Source organism: Nocardia sp. NPDC051787 (assembly GCF_040681325.1).
Lineage (GTDB): Bacteria > Actinomycetota > Actinomycetes > Mycobacteriales > Mycobacteriaceae > Nocardia.
Map to the genome: position 1 here is coordinate 1 of NZ_JBFAYO010000047.1, position 17,183 is coordinate 17,183.

At 65.2% G+C, this 17,183-nt stretch carries 21 protein-coding genes; 8 read left to right on the forward strand and 13 right to left on the reverse strand.

Annotated elements, in window-relative coordinates:
* On the forward strand, positions 1–324 hold a 324-nt coding region (locus AB0M45_RS31675), incomplete at its 5' end, for a hypothetical protein (RefSeq protein ID WP_364336740.1).
* 163 nt (positions 325–487) lie between these two features.
* Here the strand turns inward: AB0M45_RS31675 and AB0M45_RS31680 are convergent.
* Both AB0M45_RS31680 and AB0M45_RS31685 read right to left on the reverse strand, forming a co-directional pair.
* Positions 488–718: a hypothetical protein gene (locus AB0M45_RS31680; protein WP_364336742.1), complete on the reverse strand. Its 231-nt coding sequence runs from the start codon at positions 716–718 to the stop codon at positions 488–490.
* A gap of 89 nt (positions 719–807) precedes the next feature.
* Entirely contained in the window at positions 808–2,016 is a 1,209-nt protein-coding gene (locus AB0M45_RS31685; protein WP_364336744.1) for a hypothetical protein, read from the reverse strand.
* A gap of 458 nt (positions 2,017–2,474) precedes the next feature.
* On the opposite strand from AB0M45_RS31685, the gene AB0M45_RS31690 reads away from it, so the two are divergent.
* Positions 2,475–3,419: an AAA family ATPase gene (locus tag AB0M45_RS31690; protein ID WP_364336746.1), complete on the forward strand. Its 945-nt coding sequence runs from the start codon at positions 2,475–2,477 to the stop codon at positions 3,417–3,419.
* Between the two features lie 72 nt (positions 3,420–3,491).
* Complete coding sequence (locus AB0M45_RS31695; protein ID WP_364336748.1) at positions 3,492–3,989, forward strand: MarR family transcriptional regulator; 498 nt, start codon at positions 3,492–3,494, stop codon at positions 3,987–3,989.
* A gap of 9 nt (positions 3,990–3,998) precedes the next feature.
* Here AB0M45_RS31695 and AB0M45_RS31700 read toward each other — a convergent pair whose 3' ends face one another.
* A complete protein-coding gene (locus tag AB0M45_RS31700; RefSeq protein WP_364336750.1) occupies positions 3,999–5,405 on the reverse strand; it encodes a selenium-binding protein SBP56-related protein in 1,407 nt (468 codons plus the stop codon).
* A 234-nt stretch (positions 5,406–5,639) separates the two neighbouring features.
* On the opposite strand from AB0M45_RS31700, the gene AB0M45_RS31705 reads away from it, so the two are divergent.
* Positions 5,640–5,888 (forward strand): hypothetical protein, encoded by a 249-nt coding sequence (locus tag AB0M45_RS31705; protein WP_364336752.1) that lies wholly within the window; start codon positions 5,640–5,642, stop codon positions 5,886–5,888.
* Positions 5,889–5,911: 23 nt separating this feature from the next.
* Here the strand turns inward: AB0M45_RS31705 and AB0M45_RS31710 are convergent, their stop codons facing one another.
* Positions 5,912–6,166, reverse strand: a complete 255-nt coding sequence (locus AB0M45_RS31710; protein WP_364336754.1) for a hypothetical protein — start codon at positions 6,164–6,166, stop codon at positions 5,912–5,914.
* A gap of 18 nt (positions 6,167–6,184) precedes the next feature.
* Between AB0M45_RS31710 and AB0M45_RS31715 the strand changes: the two genes are divergently transcribed.
* Positions 6,185–6,844, forward strand: coding sequence for a hypothetical protein (locus AB0M45_RS31715; protein ID WP_364336756.1), 660 nt, complete (start codon positions 6,185–6,187; stop codon positions 6,842–6,844).
* Positions 6,845–7,131: 287 nt separating this feature from the next.
* Positions 7,132–7,974 carry a glutamate ABC transporter substrate-binding protein gene (locus AB0M45_RS31720; protein WP_364336758.1) on the forward strand — a complete coding sequence of 281 codons (843 nt, stop codon included), beginning with the start codon at positions 7,132–7,134 and terminating at the stop codon, positions 7,972–7,974.
* 165 nt (positions 7,975–8,139) lie between these two features.
* Here the strand turns inward: AB0M45_RS31720 and AB0M45_RS31725 are convergent, their stop codons facing one another.
* Positions 8,140–9,852 (reverse strand): DNA/RNA helicase domain-containing protein, encoded by a 1,713-nt coding sequence (locus AB0M45_RS31725; protein WP_364336760.1) that lies wholly within the window; start codon positions 9,850–9,852, stop codon positions 8,140–8,142.
* A gap of 712 nt (positions 9,853–10,564) precedes the next feature.
* Positions 10,565–11,173, reverse strand: coding sequence for an SLATT domain-containing protein (locus tag AB0M45_RS31730; protein ID WP_364336762.1), 609 nt, complete (start codon positions 11,171–11,173; stop codon positions 10,565–10,567).
* A 243-nt stretch (positions 11,174–11,416) separates the two neighbouring features.
* Between AB0M45_RS31730 and AB0M45_RS31735 the strand changes: the two genes are divergently transcribed.
* Positions 11,417–11,668: a ubiD family decarboxylase gene (locus tag AB0M45_RS31735; RefSeq protein WP_364336764.1), complete on the forward strand. Its 252-nt coding sequence runs from the start codon at positions 11,417–11,419 to the stop codon at positions 11,666–11,668.
* A 6-nt stretch (positions 11,669–11,674) separates the two neighbouring features.
* Positions 11,675–11,920, forward strand: coding sequence for a hypothetical protein (locus AB0M45_RS31740; protein WP_364336766.1), 246 nt, complete (start codon positions 11,675–11,677; stop codon positions 11,918–11,920).
* 44 nt (positions 11,921–11,964) lie between these two features.
* On the opposite strand, the gene AB0M45_RS31745 is transcribed toward AB0M45_RS31740, so the two are convergent.
* The 7 genes from AB0M45_RS31745 to AB0M45_RS31775 form a co-directional block, all read right to left on the reverse strand.
* Positions 11,965–12,501, reverse strand: coding sequence for a hypothetical protein (locus AB0M45_RS31745; protein WP_364336768.1), 537 nt, complete (start codon positions 12,499–12,501; stop codon positions 11,965–11,967).
* Positions 12,488–12,955 carry a F0F1 ATP synthase subunit B gene (locus AB0M45_RS31750; RefSeq protein ID WP_364336770.1) on the reverse strand — a complete coding sequence of 156 codons (468 nt, stop codon included), beginning with the start codon at positions 12,953–12,955 and terminating at the stop codon, positions 12,488–12,490. Before AB0M45_RS31750 ends, AB0M45_RS31745 begins: the two co-directional genes overlap by 14 nt.
* Positions 12,956–12,959: 4 nt before the next feature.
* Positions 12,960–13,220, reverse strand: coding sequence for an ATP synthase F0 subunit C (atpE, locus tag AB0M45_RS31755; RefSeq protein ID WP_364336772.1), 261 nt, complete (start codon positions 13,218–13,220; stop codon positions 12,960–12,962).
* 66 nt (positions 13,221–13,286) lie between these two features.
* Positions 13,287–14,009: a F0F1 ATP synthase subunit A gene (gene atpB / locus AB0M45_RS31760; protein WP_364336774.1), complete on the reverse strand. Its 723-nt coding sequence runs from the start codon at positions 14,007–14,009 to the stop codon at positions 13,287–13,289.
* Complete coding sequence (locus AB0M45_RS31765; RefSeq protein ID WP_364336776.1) at positions 14,006–14,371, reverse strand: hypothetical protein; 366 nt, start codon at positions 14,369–14,371, stop codon at positions 14,006–14,008. Before AB0M45_RS31765 ends, atpB begins: the two co-directional genes overlap by 4 nt.
* Before the next feature lie 233 nt (positions 14,372–14,604).
* Positions 14,605–15,852 (reverse strand): glycosyltransferase family 4 protein, encoded by a 1,248-nt coding sequence (locus tag AB0M45_RS31770; protein ID WP_364336777.1) that lies wholly within the window; start codon positions 15,850–15,852, stop codon positions 14,605–14,607.
* A gap of 3 nt (positions 15,853–15,855) precedes the next feature.
* On the reverse strand, positions 15,856–17,145 hold the full coding sequence (locus AB0M45_RS31775) for a glycosyltransferase (RefSeq protein ID WP_364336778.1): 1,290 nt from the start codon (positions 17,143–17,145) through the stop codon (positions 15,856–15,858).
* Positions 17,146–17,183: the final 38 nt, after the last annotated feature.

A 17,183-nucleotide genomic window follows, 5' to 3' on the forward strand; every position in this document is an offset into this window, starting at 1 on the left:
GAAATGCCGCGACTTCTTCTGTGCCACAAACAACTCCGTTCAGTGTTACCCAATCCTACTTTGGGCCACTGTCCGAGACCCTCCGGGCACCTCACCTTTACCCTTGCCTCTACCTTTGCCTTTACCTTTACCTTTACCTTTGCCTCCTTCTTTGCCTTTGCCATGCCCCTCGGCATTCTCGTTGGGCTTCCCACCCTCGTCTGCGATATCCGAGATATTCACATTCCGCACATCGGCATCCTGGACGTGCTGAGCAAGGCGAACCTCCCTGCTGGCTTCCACCGACGAGAATGGCTGTGCGGCAAGGAACCCGACTGTAAGTAGTAGTCCCGCGGCACCGACTACTGCCGCGGCCCGGACAGATGTTGTTCGCACCGAAGATCCCTCCTGTCCATTCGGATTGGATATGGAGCACCGCGACACTAGCCACCGGCGCATCACCGGGGTCGCGGCGCGTCAACCGGTATGCGGTGTCGTGACAGCAACGTCACTGCACGGTGATTGATGTGCGAAGATACGATTGCTTTTCCAGCGCTGGCTGGGTGCGGTCTGCCCACGATATATCGGCCGGTACCGAACGATCCGCACGCTGCATCGGGCCGCGATAGATACAAGCAGTGGCAATAGCCACCAACCGGTAGTTGGCGAAGTTACGACCCAGTCGCCTTTCTGATTTCGGCAACAGCAGCTCCAGCAACTTCCACTGCTTGTCCGTCAACACCCGATACCGCCAGCCTTGACACAGCGGACATGATGCCACCACCGAGGCACTCCGAACACCCAGTTCGATCGATTGGGAGACAGAATCTAGCAGCGTTCGTACTGACGCACGTAGGGCTGCGACTCCGGTAAGACGTTGTACCCGGGTGTCTGGCAGCCGCCGACCACGACCTCGAAAAAGGGGCCGTAGGAGTAGACGGGGCCGTTGGGTGTGTAGATCGTGTAGTCGACCGCCGCGCCGTAGCCAGCCAGGTAGGGAAGATGCAGATCGGCGAGTTGTGTGGTCTGCGCGGCGCTGAATTCCGTACCCACGGGGGGGAATACGGTGACGCCCAGTGTGCGGCCTTCGGAGGGCGGGTCGTAGACCGACACCCGAACGAAGAACGGGATGGGTTGATCGGTCAGGAACCACTGCCACAGGTCGAGTTCGTCATTGGACGGGAAGCGAGGGGTGGGCTCTTGGCGGGGGGTGACGCGATCATGGGGCCATGGATACGACCCGGGGCGCCGTTCCGAGTGATTGGTGAACCCGCGCTCCCGCTCATGAACGGTGGATACGGTCCAATGGTTGGATGCCAGTTCGGGGAAGTCCCGGATGATTCGGCGCATCGCCGCGGTGGCGCGGTGAGGTTCGCTCTCGGAGCCCGCTCGGACGTCGATGGCGTTGGTTATGCGGCTCGCGTCGCCGCCGCGCGAGGACCAGTGCACTTCGGTGCCGGCGGCCCATAGTTGCGCCCAGGTGTCTGCGGCGTTCGCTTCAGTGCTCACGTCACGGCCGAAAAGCCAGTACGCGGAATAGGTGTCCGCCATCCGGTCGATGGTGACCTCTGTCGGGTCGCCTTGGAAACGCCGCGGAAGCTGTTGAGCGCCCATGGCACTCACCACAGACGCGGCCTCGGCCGGTGTGGCGTCGTCCCTGAGCCGCACGTCGAGTTTGGCGTTGAAGTGTCTGCCCTTGTAGTGCTCGAACCGGTGTGACGCGTCGGTCACCCCCGGAAGGGCCCGGATGGCAGTCTCGATCTTGCGTGACCAGCTGTCACGCTCGGCCTGGTCGCGTCCTTGTGCGAAATAGCCATATCCGATCAGCAGGACTGCGGTACCTGCCATCGCCACAGCCAGCACGATTGCCAATCCCGCTATTGTTGCCAGCAGCGGCACTACGCGTTCGCGCAAGATGGCGCGCTGGACACGCGCCGACAGCCGCCGATCGGGGTGCTGGGAGGTCCCTCGCTTCGGTGTGTCCGGATTGAAGCGGCCGGGGTCAACGACCTTGCGGCCGGTGCGTTCGGCATCCATCGGACCTCCTCACGGCGCCCTTCGTGTTCGTCTGAAACCTATAGGAGACCATCAGTTCCGGCGCTTTGCCTCATCGTTCCACAGCATAGTCGGCCGCGAACTGCGACCTACCGCACGCGAGCGTTGCTCGATACCGACGTGTGGAGCCGGGATGAACAACCGATCGCACGGCCGACTCGAGTGGGCTTGATGGCCTGCACAAATTGCCATATTCGTTGAAGGGGTGTCATTCGACCTACCGCCGGTCGCGTCGAAATCTTCGGCACCGATCCCCGCGCCGGCGGTGCGGAACTGCGCCGTCGGATCGGCTACCTGCCCGGTGAGCTCGCCCTCGAGGGCCGCAATACCGCGCGAGATCTATTGGGGTTTTTCGCCGACCAGCGTGGCACTGTCCCGCCGGGCGCATCGAGGAACTGGCGCGGCTGCTGGATCTGGACCTGTCCAAGAAGGTCGGGGCGATGAGCAAGGGCAACAAGCAGAAGGCCGGGATTATCGCCGCCTTCATGCACTCTCCCGATCTGCTCATTCTCGACGAGCCGACCTCCGGGCTGGATCCGCTTCTGCAGCAACGTTTCCTGGATTTGGTCACCGAGGCCAAGAACAACGGGCAGACCGTCTTCATGTCCTCGCACATCCTCACCGAGGTGCAGCAGACGCTGAAGGAACAGAAGCGCGCCCTGATCGGCTGGTCGGTCGGCATGGCCATCGTGCCACTGATGTACCTGCCCTCCTACCAGTCACTCAAAGAGCAAGGCTCGCTGAACATCAAGCAGAGCAGCGTCTACGACGCCATGGGCATGGGTGACTTCGCCACCGCCGCCGGCTACCTGCACTCCACTATCTTCGCCATGATGGGCCTGCTGCGCATCGTGATCTTCGCGGTCACCATGGGCAGCCGCTCGGCCACACAGGAGGTGAGTGGGACACGGGATCTGCTTCTCGCACAACCGATCAGCCGCACGAGCCTGATCCGGCAGCGGTTCGCCGCTCTCGCCACCCAAATCGGCGTCGTCACCGGGGTGCTGGGACTGGGCGTGCTCGCCGGAGCCAAGGCCGGACAGCTGGACGTGCCTGCGGGCAATATCCTCGCCGCCATCGCCGGGGCTCGGCCTGCTCGGACTGGCCGTGGCCGCCCTGACCCAGCTGGTCGGCGCGGGCGCAGGGCGCAGACCCTCGGACTGGCCGCACTGCTGGTGCTCGGCGGATACCTGGCCAACAGCCTCGGCGGAATCGTCGACGGGGCGTCGTGGCTGAAGAACTTCTCGCCCTTCTACTACGCAATCGGCGACTCGCCGCTGGTCAACGGCTGGAATGCCGGACACCTCACGGTGCTGGCCGCCCTCGCCGCCCTAGCGGTAGGACTGTCGCTCACCGTGTTCGACCGCCGCGACCTCGCCGTCTGAAGGGCCCCTGCTGGGCGGGTTCTGACGAACCCGCCCAGCATATCCATTTCCGGCAGAAAGAATACTCATCTCATGACCAGCGCATCCGAACCGACCACTACCCCTACCGACGCCCAGCTGGCGTTCGTGGAGGATTTCGCGCTTGTCCTCGAACGAATGGGCCTGGTCCGCATGATCGGCCGCACAGTCGGCTGGCTGTTGATCTGCGACCCGCCGGAGCAGACCTTCAATCAAATCGCCGAGGCGCTCCAGGCCTCCAAGGGCTCCATCTCCAGCGCGCTCAAAACGCTCACCACCATGCGGTGGGTCGATAAGACCAGCAAGCCCGGCGACCGCCGTGACTACTACTCCGTGCGCCCGGGCATCCTGCCCGAACTCACCAGGCAGCAGTCCGGCATGTACGACCAGCTGACCAGTATGACCTCCCGCGGGCTGGCGCTGTTCGACGACGCGAACAGCGAGGACGCGGCGCGAGTGCGGGATATGCACGAGTTCTTCGTGTGGATGGGCAAGGAACTGCCCGCACTGCTGGATCGGTGGGATGCCGAACGCCGCAGTGGCACAAACTAATTCATAGCACTACCGGTAACAGTACGAGTCGGAGGAGGCGTCGCCGCCCTGGAGGCGCACTTGGTGTACCCGCAGACCTCGAAAGTCCTCGGCGTGCGGGAAGAACGATTCGTCGATGGTCATTCCGCCGTTGGGGTCGGTGCGCATCATGGCCATCCAGGCGCCGACCCCGTCCGGGTAGAACTGGTCGTCCCATGCGCCGTAGAGCGAGTTGGTGAGGTAGACCCGGCGACCGTCACGGCTGATCTCGACCATCTGGGGGCCTCCGGCCAGCGGCTGGTTCGGCGCGGCCGGGTGGGCGGTCCGTCCGACGATACCGCCGAGCCGGACGGATCCGGTCTGTTCGGGGCTGGCCGGATCGTGCACGTCGAACTGCTTCAGCTCGCCGGTACCCCAGCATGAGACGTAGAGGTATGCGTCGTCGACCGACAGGTCGATGTCGCTGACCAGTGGTGGCACCGCGCCGAACGGTTTCAGCGCCGGCGGCAGCAGGTCGGGATCGGCCGGCTCGGCCGGGATGGTGATCACCTTGTCGACCGCCCACTCGCCACCGTTGCGGTGCCAACGCCACACCGAGGCCGACAAATCCTCGGTTGAGATCACCACGCCGACGAATCCCCAGACGGCGTCCGGATCGTGCGAAGGGCGCAGCTCGAGTGGCATCTGGTAGGGCTCGCCGAAATCGATCCGCTGCTGGTGCCGACCGGCGGTGAGTTCCCAGAAGTGGATCGCGTGGCCGTACTCGTTGGCCAGCAGCAGCTCTGGTTTCAGCCCGTCCTCGATCATGGACGGGGTGCCCCACTCGCTGCTGACCAGCGTGTTCTGGTTGAGATGCCACCACGCGTCATACGCGAGGTATTGCGGCCCGCGGTCGGTCTCCCATTGCCGCAGCACCTCGAACGTGTCGTGATCGAGCAGCGCGATCCCGCCCGGCCCGTCCGATCCGTCTGCCGCGCCGAGGCAGGTCATGAACACACCGTCCGGCCCGCAATGCAGCGTGTGTGGACGTGAGTAGCCGGCCCTGGCCGCGAGCTCGGAACTGTCCACGATCTTGGACAGCGTGGGCTGGCGTGGCTCGGGCTGGGTATCGAACACGTACAGGCGCGATGAGCGCAGACCCGGCACGATCAGGTACCGCCGAGCCAGCCCCTCGATGTGGTGGCCCTCGTGCTTCAGCGCGCTGCTGCAGGCGTTCCAACCGAAATGGTGCAGCTCGTTGCCCAGGTCGGGTACCTCGGTCCAGCCCACCACCCGGCCGTAGGTGGCCGAGCCCGGATCCACATCGATCACCGACAGCGCATCTGGCTTCTGGGCCGCGCGGTCGAACGCAACAACGTATGCGAGCCGCTCCGCTGGGGCGGCAGCCGCCTCCGCTGCGCTCCTATAGAAAGTCGGGTCCGTTCCTGAGTGATTCATTTCCAGCCTCCTTCCTGTCGATCGGCCGGGTCCCACGCATCTCGCCGGATCTGGCGGTTTCGAGAGGGCGCGACCAGTGTGGTCGCGTGCCGCAATGGCGCGGGCAGCCAGTAACCAGTCTCGGCCTTTCGACGCAGATCGACCAGCTACCGGCGGCACGTGGCGGCCCCGTACGGCCGTGAGGGTGTCTCGACACAGGGCTGGAGCGCGCGGCTGCGCACCTTCGATGTGGCCGTGAGGCCCGCTCCCCTGCGGATCGAGTTCGGCGACGGCAATAGGCTGGACCTGATTCTGCGCACTGTCGACAGGTTGCGCCAGACACCGCAGCGGCCGGGAATCACCAGTCAACTGCGGTATTTCGACCTGTCGTCGGAGTTGCTGGAAGACCTGGACGCGCAGCCCGCCGCCGTGCGGACTTCGTTTTCGAAGACGAAGCCTTCGCCTCCACGGGACTGTGCCCGCCAGCCGCTCTCAACACCGTAAACCGTATCCCACACCATCTTCGCTCACTTCCGCTGCTGGGATCGGCGACGGAACAATTTTCGGATCGGCCTACTGATCCCGGAGAATGTCCGCGGCTCCGGAGCGGCGGTTTCGACCGTTCCCGGGGCCGACGTCGCCTGGGCGAATCGCGTGTGCAGTTGTTCGCGGACCTGGTCCGGCGTGTAGGCACGGCGGCGGCGGTCGGCGCGCACCACCACGACACCGGTGGCAACCACTCCGGCCGCACCTGCCAATCCCAGCACCTTCCACCACCTCATGACGCATAGGCTACGACCATGACGGGGACGGGCATCAGTCTCGACCGAGCGGTCGAGATCACCAGAACGGGTGACATCTGGCTTTTCCGTGGCCATTCGACAGCTGACCGGGTGATTCGTATGACGACGAACAGTCCGGTGAACCATGTCGGGATGTCCGTGGTGATCGACGATCTGCCCGCCCTGATCTGGCACGCGGAGCTAGGACGGTCCCTGCCCGACATGTGGTCGGGAAACACGCACCGTGGCGTCCAGTTGCACAACCTGCGCGATGCCGTGCTGGTGTGGGCACACCGCTACGGCCAGCAGGCCTGGTTGCGCCAGTTGGACCCTCCTGCCTCCCGCGAGATGGAGGATGGCGTGCTGCGCACCATCGCCCGGCTCGACGGCACACCGTTCCCGTCCACCGCAGGTCTGGCGGGGCGCTGGCTACGCGGCCGCGCACGCCTCCCCCGCCGCAAAACGAGCCGGCCGGCCGCCCGAGAACTGGAGAACGCGTATTGCGCCGAAATCGTCGCTGCGACATACCAGGCGATGGGACTGCTGCCCCAACACCGCAGCCCCGACTGGTACGACCCGGGCCGATTCTGGAGCGGAGACGGACTACAACTGTCCGGCAACTACGACCTGGGTGGCGAAATTGCCGTCCGAACACCGGCCGATAAGGTTCGTGACTGAGTCTCCCCGTTGTCGAATTACGGCCATGGGGCGATGTTTTCGCTCGAATCCGAGGCGGGGCAAGGGCCACGGACCTCTCACCCCAGCTCCGGCGGTGGGTCTCGCGCAGACCGGCCGGCACCGTGCTGGTGAGAAAACCACCCACCCAGCTACCGGTGCGTCGCGACCGTCCGGTTTCCACTGGCGGGAAGGCGTTCGACACGGGTGCTGGGAGGCCCGGGAAAAATGACGTGCCGTTAGCACTCCGATCGGGCCTGACGGCTCACCCTGAGAAGGAACCAAATTCGATGAGGATCAACCGCGCACTCCGCCTCGGTATCGGGGCGATCGCCGTCACCCTCGCCGCGACCGCCTGCGGTGGCGGTAACAGCAGCGACTCCGCGACCACCAGTGATCACGTGCGGGAAGGCAAGCTGACCATCGGCATCAAGTTCGACCAGCCCGGACTGGGATTCCGTGAAGCGGATGGCTCGTACCACGGGTACGACGTCGAGATCGCCAAGTACGTGGCCGGCAAGCTCGGCGTGCAGCCCGACGGCATCACGTTCAAAGAGGCGCCGTCGGCTCAACGCGAGACGATGATCATGAACGGCGAGGTGGACTTCGTCGTTGCCACGTACTCGATCACCGACGCCCGCAAGGAGAAGGTCGACTTCGCCGGGCCGTACTTCGTGGCCGGGCAGGCCCTGCTGGTGAAAAATGAGACCACCGATATCACCGGTGTCGAGTCGCTGACCGGCAATAAGAAGCTCTGCTCGGTCAAAGGCTCCACCCCGGCGCAGTACGTCAAGGACAACTACGCCAAGGACGTCAAGCTGGTGGAGCTGGACACCTACTCGCAGTGCATCGAAGCTCTGCGCAGCCGTTCGGTCGACGCGGTGACCACCGACGACATCATCCTCGCCGGTTACGCGGGGCAGGCATCGGGCGAACTGAAGCTGGTCGGCAACACGTTCACCATCGAGAAGTACGGCATCGGCCTGAAGAAGGGCGATCAGGAGACCCGCGCCAAGATCAACGATGCGATCGAGGCAATGGTCGCCGACGGTTCTTGGAAGAAGGCATTCGAGGAATCGATCGGTCCGCTCCGCGACTCGACGCTGACGCCGCCCCCCGTCGACCGGTACTGATCACTCCACGGGACCCGGCGCCGGCGCAAATCACGTCTCGCCCGCTTTTCTCTTCGCTCCCGGCGCGCGCGAGCCGGGAGCGTTCGAGAAGATCAGGCATCTGTCCCGGCGCTTCCAACGGCGACCCCGGTATGGGGTCCGGAGGCCGCCCGCGAATCGCTACGCCTACCCTTGATTCACGGTCTTGGCGGATATCCCGGTCTCGGCGAGTCCGGTCAGGGCCTGCGGCAACGGGCCCTGGTGCAGGACGCCGAGGCGTTGAGTGGCGCGGGTGAGGGCGACGTAGAGTTCGGCCGCGCCGCGTGGGCCGTTGGCGAGGATTCGTTCCGGTTCCACGACCAGGACGGCGTCGTACTCCAGGCCCTTCGTTTCCGACGCCGCCACCGCGCCCGGCACATCCGGTGGCCCGATCACGACGCTGGTGCCCAGGTGGTCCTCGTCGTCCATCAGGTCCTCCCGGCGGATGAGGATGTCCAGTACGCCGGCCGCGTATTCGGCCTCGACCTTCTGCTCCCGCTCGGCCGCGCGGCCGGCCGGCTTGTCGCGTCCGAGCAGGTCCACCAGTTCGTCGAGCAGGGGCACGTCCGACACCGTCCAGGCATCGCCATCGGCGCGCAACAGCGCTTGGTCGGCGCCTGCCGCTCGCAGCCGTTCGGGGGACATGTACAGCTGCGCCAATAGTGTTTCCGGCGTCAGTATCGGCCAGAGTTCGTCGAGCGCGGCGGTGAACTGGTCATGGTCCGCGAGCTCCGCGAGCAGGTCCACCCGCAGCTGCTCCCATGCTTCGCGGTCCTCCCGGGTCAGCCAACCCCGGCCGATCCGGGCAATCGCCCGTTCGGTGAGCACCCACGTGACGATCTCACTGAACACCGCGCGTGCTTCGTTGTGCGGCAAACCGCTCGCGCGCGCCTCCTGCCTGGCCCACTCCGCGGTCTCGGCATCGATTCGCACCGTGACGTCGGTCAATTCGATCGGTAGCGGATGCTCCGGCAGCCGCTGCCGATCGGCGACCGCCGCCGCGAGCACGTCCAGGATCTTCAGCGAGCCCTTGAGCCGCGCGGCGTCCGGGGTGTTCTCGTCGGTGACGCGCAGGCCGGGCACCAAGTCGCCGGTGGTCATGAACACCACGTTGGTTTCGCCCAGTGACGGCAGAACGCGGCCGATGTGGTTCAGGAACGCCGGGTTGGGCCCGACCACGAGCACGCCGTGGCGTTCCATCCGCTCCCGCTGGGTGTAGAGCAGGTACGCGACGCGGTGCAGCGCCACCACGGTCTTCCCGGTGCCCGGGCCACCCTCGATCACCAGCACCCCTGGATGCTCGAGCCGGATGATCTCGTCCTGTTCGGCCTGGATCGTCGCCACGATGTCGCGCATCCCCGCACCGCGCGGCGCGTTGACCGCCGCGAGCAGCGCTGCGTCCCCTCGCTCGCCACCACCCGGGCGGCCGAGCACCTCGTCGGTGAAATCGACCACTCGACGCCCACGGGTATGGAACTGGCGGCGCCGGCGCATGTATTCCGGGTTGGCGGCGGTGGCGACGTAGAACGCGCGCGCCGCGGGCGCCCGCCAATCGAGCAACAACGGTTCGTACTCGTTCTCCTCGTCGAACAATCCGATCCGGCCGATATACAAACGCTCACCCGAAAGGGTGTCCAACCGGCCGAAACACAGCCCGTTGTCCGCCACGTCCAGCCGCTGCACCTCCTTGGCCACCGCGCGCACCTCGACATCCCGTTCCATGAGGGTCCCGCCGTTTCCTCGCAACGCCGCGCTGTACTGCCCCTTCGCTCGCGCGCGCTCGGCGTCGAGCCGCGTGTAGAGCCCGGTCACGTGACTCCGCTCGGACCGCAATTCGTCGTCATACCCCTGAGTTGACACACACCCTCACTTTCTCCCTGGCTCGACGAGCCCGTGTGGTTCACGCGGGACCTGGCGGCCTTTCTCGGCTGACCGCGTCGAGCAGCAGCTCCGCAAAATCCTCGTCCGGCGGTGCGCACCCGCGCCTGTTCTGGCTTCGGCCAGCGATTTTGCGGCACGACCCGGGTCTTGCCGCAAGCCCCCTGGTGCGCTATATGTTGAAAGTGGAAAGGGGTAGGTGCTCCCCTCTCCCTTCATCGTCCGCTGCGGACGGACAACATCCTCGCGAAGCCGCACGAGCGCTGGGCCGGGCTCGCTGAACGTATGCACGACACCGGGCTCGCCGACGACACCACCAAAATCCTGGTTCCGGTATCGCTTGATGCAGAGCAACATCCGTTCATGCCGCTGGGCGCGGCTGGTGAACGTCCTCTTCCGCCGATCTGCGCGTGTCCGTATGCCTGTGCCACGTTGTCAGGCGGGTTGTTTTCTCAGAATGTGCCAGCCGACCGGGTAGACCATTATCGGCGCGAGCCGAGTTCGACCCGTGGGCGACAGTCAGCAGACCAAGTGGGCTGCCTGCGGGCATCTCGCAGTACGTCTCGGTGTTCTTGCTGGAGGATGCGCCCACGACCTCGTACTGTTTCTCGGGGCGCAGTCCCGTCCATCGTTCTGGCAAAACAGCTTCCGCGCGTCCGCCACGAAATCGTATCCGTCGGTGTCCTGACCGCGGCTACAAACTTTGTCTCCGATCGAATCTGCTTGTCCGCGCTTCCGTCGAGAGGTGAAATTGCGCCGGCCAGGAGTCCGTCTCGCGTGCGATCACATCGTTGACTCTGTGCGAAAAATCTCTGAGCAGTCCCATTCGCCGGTCTATCTCCCCATTGGAATTGGCGGATGCCCTCGAGACAGAAGCCCACTCGAGCTGGAAATCACACAACATCGCGTTGATCGACTGCGCGCTTCGGATGTCGCGCAACCAAGCCGCCGAAATGCCGAAGAATCGGTCGAATGCCGCGCATCCGGCGGCGCAGGCGAGCAGTGCGTAACCCCAACTCGGGTTGACGGCGTCGACTCCGGCGGTGGTCAGCAGTGGTACCAGAATTCCGAGTAAGCCCAAACTGATCATAGCCGCGGTGAGGGCTAGGCTGGTTCGCCGCTTTGCTAGTTTGTCCCTCGCATACCGATCGCGTGCGTCTATGGCATACGTCTCGACACGTTGGAACAGCCGGGCAAGGGTCTCATCGGAATTCGACCAGTCGGCGGCGCGGAGGTCCAGCGAAGGCGGCACTCCCAGGTCCTGCGAGCGATCCCCGCCGAGGGGCGATCGGTGCTCTGTCACGGCCGTACTGTAGCGCCCGAACCTCCGCGATGATCATCTGATCGACTGTTCCGCAGGTAGAGCGAGCGGAACCGCGGGGCCAGGCTGGGCTGTGACACGTGTGCTGCGGTGCCGCAACAGGATTCAGGGCTGTCGCGATTCCGCACCATGCCGGGTATGCCAGGCGCCGTCGGGTGTCGACCCCGATCCGGCCGCCGATGCGAGGTCCGACGGGTGATGACTAGAATCGCAAGCGATCATCACATGAGCGAAAATCAGGGACTCACGCCGCTGCGCTACGACCAGACGGGCCTGCGGGGAAGGCTCGCCCGGATACTCGTCGAGGAGCCCACCGATGAGATCGATTGGCCCGCAGACCTACCGGCCGGGATCGACACTGTGGTGATCGTTGACGATGAGCCGAACCCACATCACACACTGCGTGTGCACCCACCAGAGGACCCCACGAACATAGCCTTGGTCGTGTTCGACCAGTTGGCGCTGTGTGAGGACTAGCGACGGATGGACCCGCGACGGATCGAGCTCAACCGGCGGCACAGCCGGGAGATGGGTGTGCTGTTCCAGCGGTTCGTCGACGCCCATCCGGATGTCGAATCAGAAGTACACGGAGCACAGATGACCGCAGCCCAAGAGGTCGCATGGACTGCCTGCAGCGCGGAGCTACTTGCTCGACATCAGGCCGAGCGATCGGCTCTTGCGGCCGAGATCGAAGCCGACGGATATTTGCCGCCGGCGCCCGGATCATGAGCCGATCCGGGCGCTGGGCATCGTCCCGTGGCGGGACACCGCGGTTACGACGAGCCAGGGAGTTTCTCGGCGACATCCGCCAACTCGTCCAGGACCAGGTCGATGCTGTCCGACCTGGCCCCTGGTGAGTCGAGGCGTTTGCGCACTACGAACTCGGCACGATCGAGCACCGTGGTGCTGAGGTCGTGGCCGAGTTCCTCCCGCAACTGCCGACGCACCTGCTGGAGATGGTCCATACCGTGTCGGCGCACCCGTTCGACTTCGGCGGCAGCGGTCTTCCGCAGTTCCGCGAGGATCCGCTCGGCATCGGCGCGCGCTTCCCGGTGGATGTGCGCCACCTCGATGCAGGCCCTTGTGTCCGCTTCGGCGAAGGCCCGTTCAGCGGCGGCCAATTGCGCCGCGGCCTGCGAGCTGGCCTCGAGTTGGCCGCGAATGGTGTGCTGCGACCGGTGCATCATCGCCTTCACCTGCGGCACAACCCATTTGACGAGTGCGCCGACAATGACGGCGAAGCCGAGCAGCTGGCTGAGGAATACCGGCCAGTTCCAGGTGATGTCGTAGACACCGTCACGTTCGTTCACTGTCTCCACCTCCGATCACTCGGTCTGCCAGATCACGGGCCAGCCGGTCGACGTGTCCGCGCAGGCGCGCCGCCGCCGCGTCAGCGTGGGCCCGTAGCTCGATCGTGGCCTCCGCCAGCATCTGGTCCGACTGTTCCTGCGCCCGCTCGCGCGTCGAGATCAGGATCGTCCGGCCTTCGATCCTGGCCTGTTCGCGCAGCCGCGCCGCCTCGCCGCGGGCCTGTGCCACCGAGGACCGATACCGTGCCTCGGCCGCCTGGACGAACTCCCGCGCCCGTTGCCCATCAGCGGCGGTCTTGGCGACGCGAGCCGTGCGTTCCGCGAGCACATCGCGGACCGGCGGCACCACGAAGAGCCAGATGACCGCGAGCACGAGCAGGAATATCGACAGTTCGGCGAAGAAGGTGCCGTTCGGGATCAGAAAGTTCTGCTCCGCCAGGGTTTTCGTGGTCATGGCATTACTTGCCCGGCGCCGCGAACGCGAACAGCGCCATGAATGTCAGGTTGATGAAGTACACGGCGTCGACCAGACTGACCGCCATCAGATAGTTACCGCGCAGCTTGCCCTCGGCCTCCGGTTGCCGGGCAACGCCATTGATCAGCGCCGAACCCGCCATCCCGTTGCCATAGCCGGCGCCGATCGCACCGCCGACCATCATCAGTCCGCCCGCGAGCAGGGCCGCCGCCTGGACGATCGTCGCATGGGTCACGTCTGCCATTTCTCTTCTTTCCTTTCCCCGTTGAATAGGAATGTGGTGGCTCGGATGAATATGTGGCGGTACAGCTCAGTGCTTTTCGTGCTCGAGCGTGGTGGCCTGACCGAAGTAGAGGATGGTCAGCAGGGCGAAGATGAAGGCCTGGATGAGCCCGACGAAGAGGTCGAACAGCTTCCATGCGGCGTTCGGGCCCCAGCTGAGCCAGGCTGGGAGCAGCGCGATCACCGAGATCATCACCCCGCCCGCGAACATGTTGCCGAACAACCGCAGGGCCAGGGAAAGCGGTTTCGCCAGTTCCTCGATGACGTTGACGACAATCATCGGACCCCAGCCCGTATGCCCCTTCAAGACCTGCTTCACATGCCCGATCGGACCGCGCCGTGCCATACCCGCGGCCTGATAACAGAGGAAGACGAACAGCGCGAGCGCATAGGTGAAGTTGACATCCGCGGCGGGTGGTTTGATCAGCTCACCGTCGCCGTATTGCACCGGTAACACGGACAACCAGTTCGACAGCAGATCGAAGACGAACAATGTCACCGCCAGTGGCAGGACGAAAGGCGCGATCCGAAGTCCGACCGCGCTTTCCACCTGACCGCGCAGCTGCACTGTCACGGTCTCGAAGAACAACTGCACCCCGTTCGGAACCCCGGAGGTCAGCTTGACGCGCAGATAGAGCGCGAGTCCCACTACGACAACGGCAGCGACCACGGTCGCAAGGATGGTGTCGACATGGAAGTCCATACCGAGGAGGTGGGCGGTTTCATGATGTCCCACTTCGACTTTCGTCATCGGGCACCTCGCAACACCGGTGCTGCCACCTGGAGCAACAGGACGATCTGAAAGGCCACCAGCCCGAAGAGAATGCCGAGCCCATCAGGTCGCGTCAGGACGCCGACGAACAGCGCGACCGCCGTGATACCGAACAACCGCAACGCGCTCGTCGCCGCCAAACGCGGTTTGCCGGATCCGGTGTCCTGCGAAATCCACGCGGCGGCAACTCGGGTGAGCCATGCGTTGACATAACCCAGCGTCATTCCGACACAAACGAATGCACCCAATAGCAGCCGATCCAGCATCCCGGCCACCGCGAGAACCATGATTCCCACTCCGGCGGAGACGATGATCGGACGGCGGTCCACGCTGACCGTCATATGCCCTCCCATAGTGATGGCGTGGCGGTAGGTAGCAGAGCTGCTACTTACGGCCACGCCATCATTCTTACTTACTACGATCGGTAGTACAAGATATCAGGACAAATCGGGCATAACGCTCGGCCGTAGGCCCGGGCGCGGACGGCGCCACAGTCCTTATCGTCCGGAGCCTCTGACCAGGGTTTCCGTGCCACCTGAGCAGAGCCCTCGGCGTCAGACCGATCCCGGAAGGCTTATGCCCGGTCGCCGGAGAATCCGTCCGGCGCGGAGAGCGATTCGGCATAGACCGACAGAATCCGGGTGGTATGCCTCGATTGGCGCGGTTCATCGGCGTGTGATGCCAGTGCCCGGCGCATGGCGTGCAGCCGGGTTCGGTCCCGCGCGAGGGACTTCAGCACGGTCGCCAGCGATTCCACCGACCGGTCGGGGGCGCGGACGCCACCGTCGTCGGGCACTGTTTCGGAGAGTTCGGGGTCGCAGTACACGACCGGCAGACCCATCGCCATCGCTTCCAGCAGCACCATGCCCTGGGTGTCGCAGTCGGAGGTGAGCAGCAGGAGGTCGTGGGTGCGCATGGCGCTCAGGCAGTCGGCTTGGCCGACCTCGCCGTGCAGGTGGACGCGGTGACCCAGATCCGCGCCGGCGACCGCCGAGCGGGCCCGATCGGCCAGTGGCCCGCTGCCGTAGACGTCCAGCGTGCAGTCCTCGACCAGGCGCGCCACCTCGATCGCTTCGAGCGGACGCTTCTCCGCGGACAGGCGACCGCACCACAGGGCGCGCAGCGGCGTGGCCGTATTCGTCGCCGCGCTGCCGGTGCCGCGGGCCCGCTCGAGTAGCTCGTCGTCGATTCCGTTGGAGACCACGTGGATCGGCCGGTCCACGCCGCGTGCGGCCAAGCGGCGGGCGAAGTAGTGGGTCGGCACGATTACCCGATCGGCCGCCCGGGCTTGCGCCACCAGCGGACGCCACGCCAGCTGGGCGATCCGGCCGTCGCCGTCGTGTGCCGGTTGTCCGCGTAGCGGCACGAACCAGCCGTGCACCAGGCGCATGGTCAAGGCGGACAGATACGGTGCCGGTGAATACTTTTCGATGACCGTTTCATCACGGCTCTGCATGGTCTGGACGATCGGAATGCCGTGCCTGCGGGCGGCGCGCGCGCCGGAGATCCCGCAGCCGTAGGTTGTCAGAGCGTGCACGATATCGATCGGGCCGCGCTCGGTGAACGCGGTATCGATGCTGCGCTGGTTGGCCCGGGTCGGAAGGACTACCGGCAGCCCGTTCGACATCGAGATCGGCAGCGCCCCGAGTACGACCGTATCGGCATCCGGCGCCACGGATCCCGGTGCGGGAGCGGTGAATACCGTGATTCGATGACCGAGCCGCCGCAGGTCGGCGCACAGTGACCGCATCGCTGTTTGGACGCCACCCAGTGTCGCCGGGTGAAAGTCGGTGAAGATCGCGACGTGCACGGATTCGGCCACGGTTCAGGCCGATGCCGAGACGGCGAGTCGTTCCACCGCGTCCGCCGTGGCGCGGACACCGTTCTCGGCGGATATCATGTGGCCGAGTTCCTCGGCCCGCCTGCGTGCCTCGGGTGTCAACGTCCGGACCAGCGCATCGTGCAGCCGGCCCTCGGTCAGCGACGGATACGGGAAGTCGACCCCGATCCCGAGCGACGATATCCGCCAGCCGTAGAAGAACTGGTCGCTGTGCACGCCGATCACCACCGCGGGCAGTCCGGCGCGCAGCACGTCGTGGGTATTGCCGCTGCCACCGTGATGGACGACCGCGCGACACCGCGGCAGGATGCGGTCGTAGTCGAACGAATCCAGGACGAACAGTCTCCGGTCGTACCCCACACCACGGGGATAGCCTTCACCTCGCACGGTCACCAGAGCACGGGCACCCAGCCTGCGGCATACGGCGGCGATGAGGTCGCAGCACCCGGCGGGATCAAGGATCGGCATACCGGTCATGCAGAAGTAGATCGGCGGCTCGCCGTCGTCGAGCCATTCGGCCAGCGCCGGATCGACCACCGCTTCACCCCATGCGTCGCGCAGGCGCGCGGGCAGAATGGGCGCACCGACGACAGTCGACCGGCTCGGCCAGTCACCCGGTTTCGGCAACAGCACCGGACTCACCATGTGCACCAGCGGAATGCCGTCCTCGCGCATGCGCCGGAACGGATTCCGCGGCTTTCCCGGCAACTCCATCATTTCGCGCACCCGCCGATCCACCCGGCGATACGCCACGCCGTACGCCACTTCGAATGCCGAGTAGCTGGCCAACCGCAGTCGCCGCGACGAGATCATGTGCTTGACCATGAACGACGACGGGAAATCACCGGTGCGCTCGAGCGGATACGGCAAACAGCCCACCACGGTCTGTCCGGTCTTCTCCCCACGCTCCATCGCCCAGGGCAGTGTCGAGGCACACGACACGATCACCTCGGCCGATTCGCAAGCGCCGCTGAGCACTTGGTGCATCCGCTCACCGCGTTCGCCGGCCATGATCTTGACCGTATCCAGCATGATCCGCACGAACGGCAGTGTCTTACCGGAGGACAGTGCACGCTTGGCCTCGGGTGATTCCAGCAATTCCGCGGAGTTGAACGGGATGACATGCGGTTCGAACCCCGATCGCCGCACCACATCGGCGTAGTTCTCGGTGGCGGTCATCTCGACATGGTGTCCGCGCGATTGGAGCTCGTCGGCCAGGGCGAGATACGGCTGATGATCGCCCCGGGTTCCCGCCGTCAACAACGCGATACGCATACTCTCGACTTCCGTTCGTGATCTGCTGTGGTTGGTCA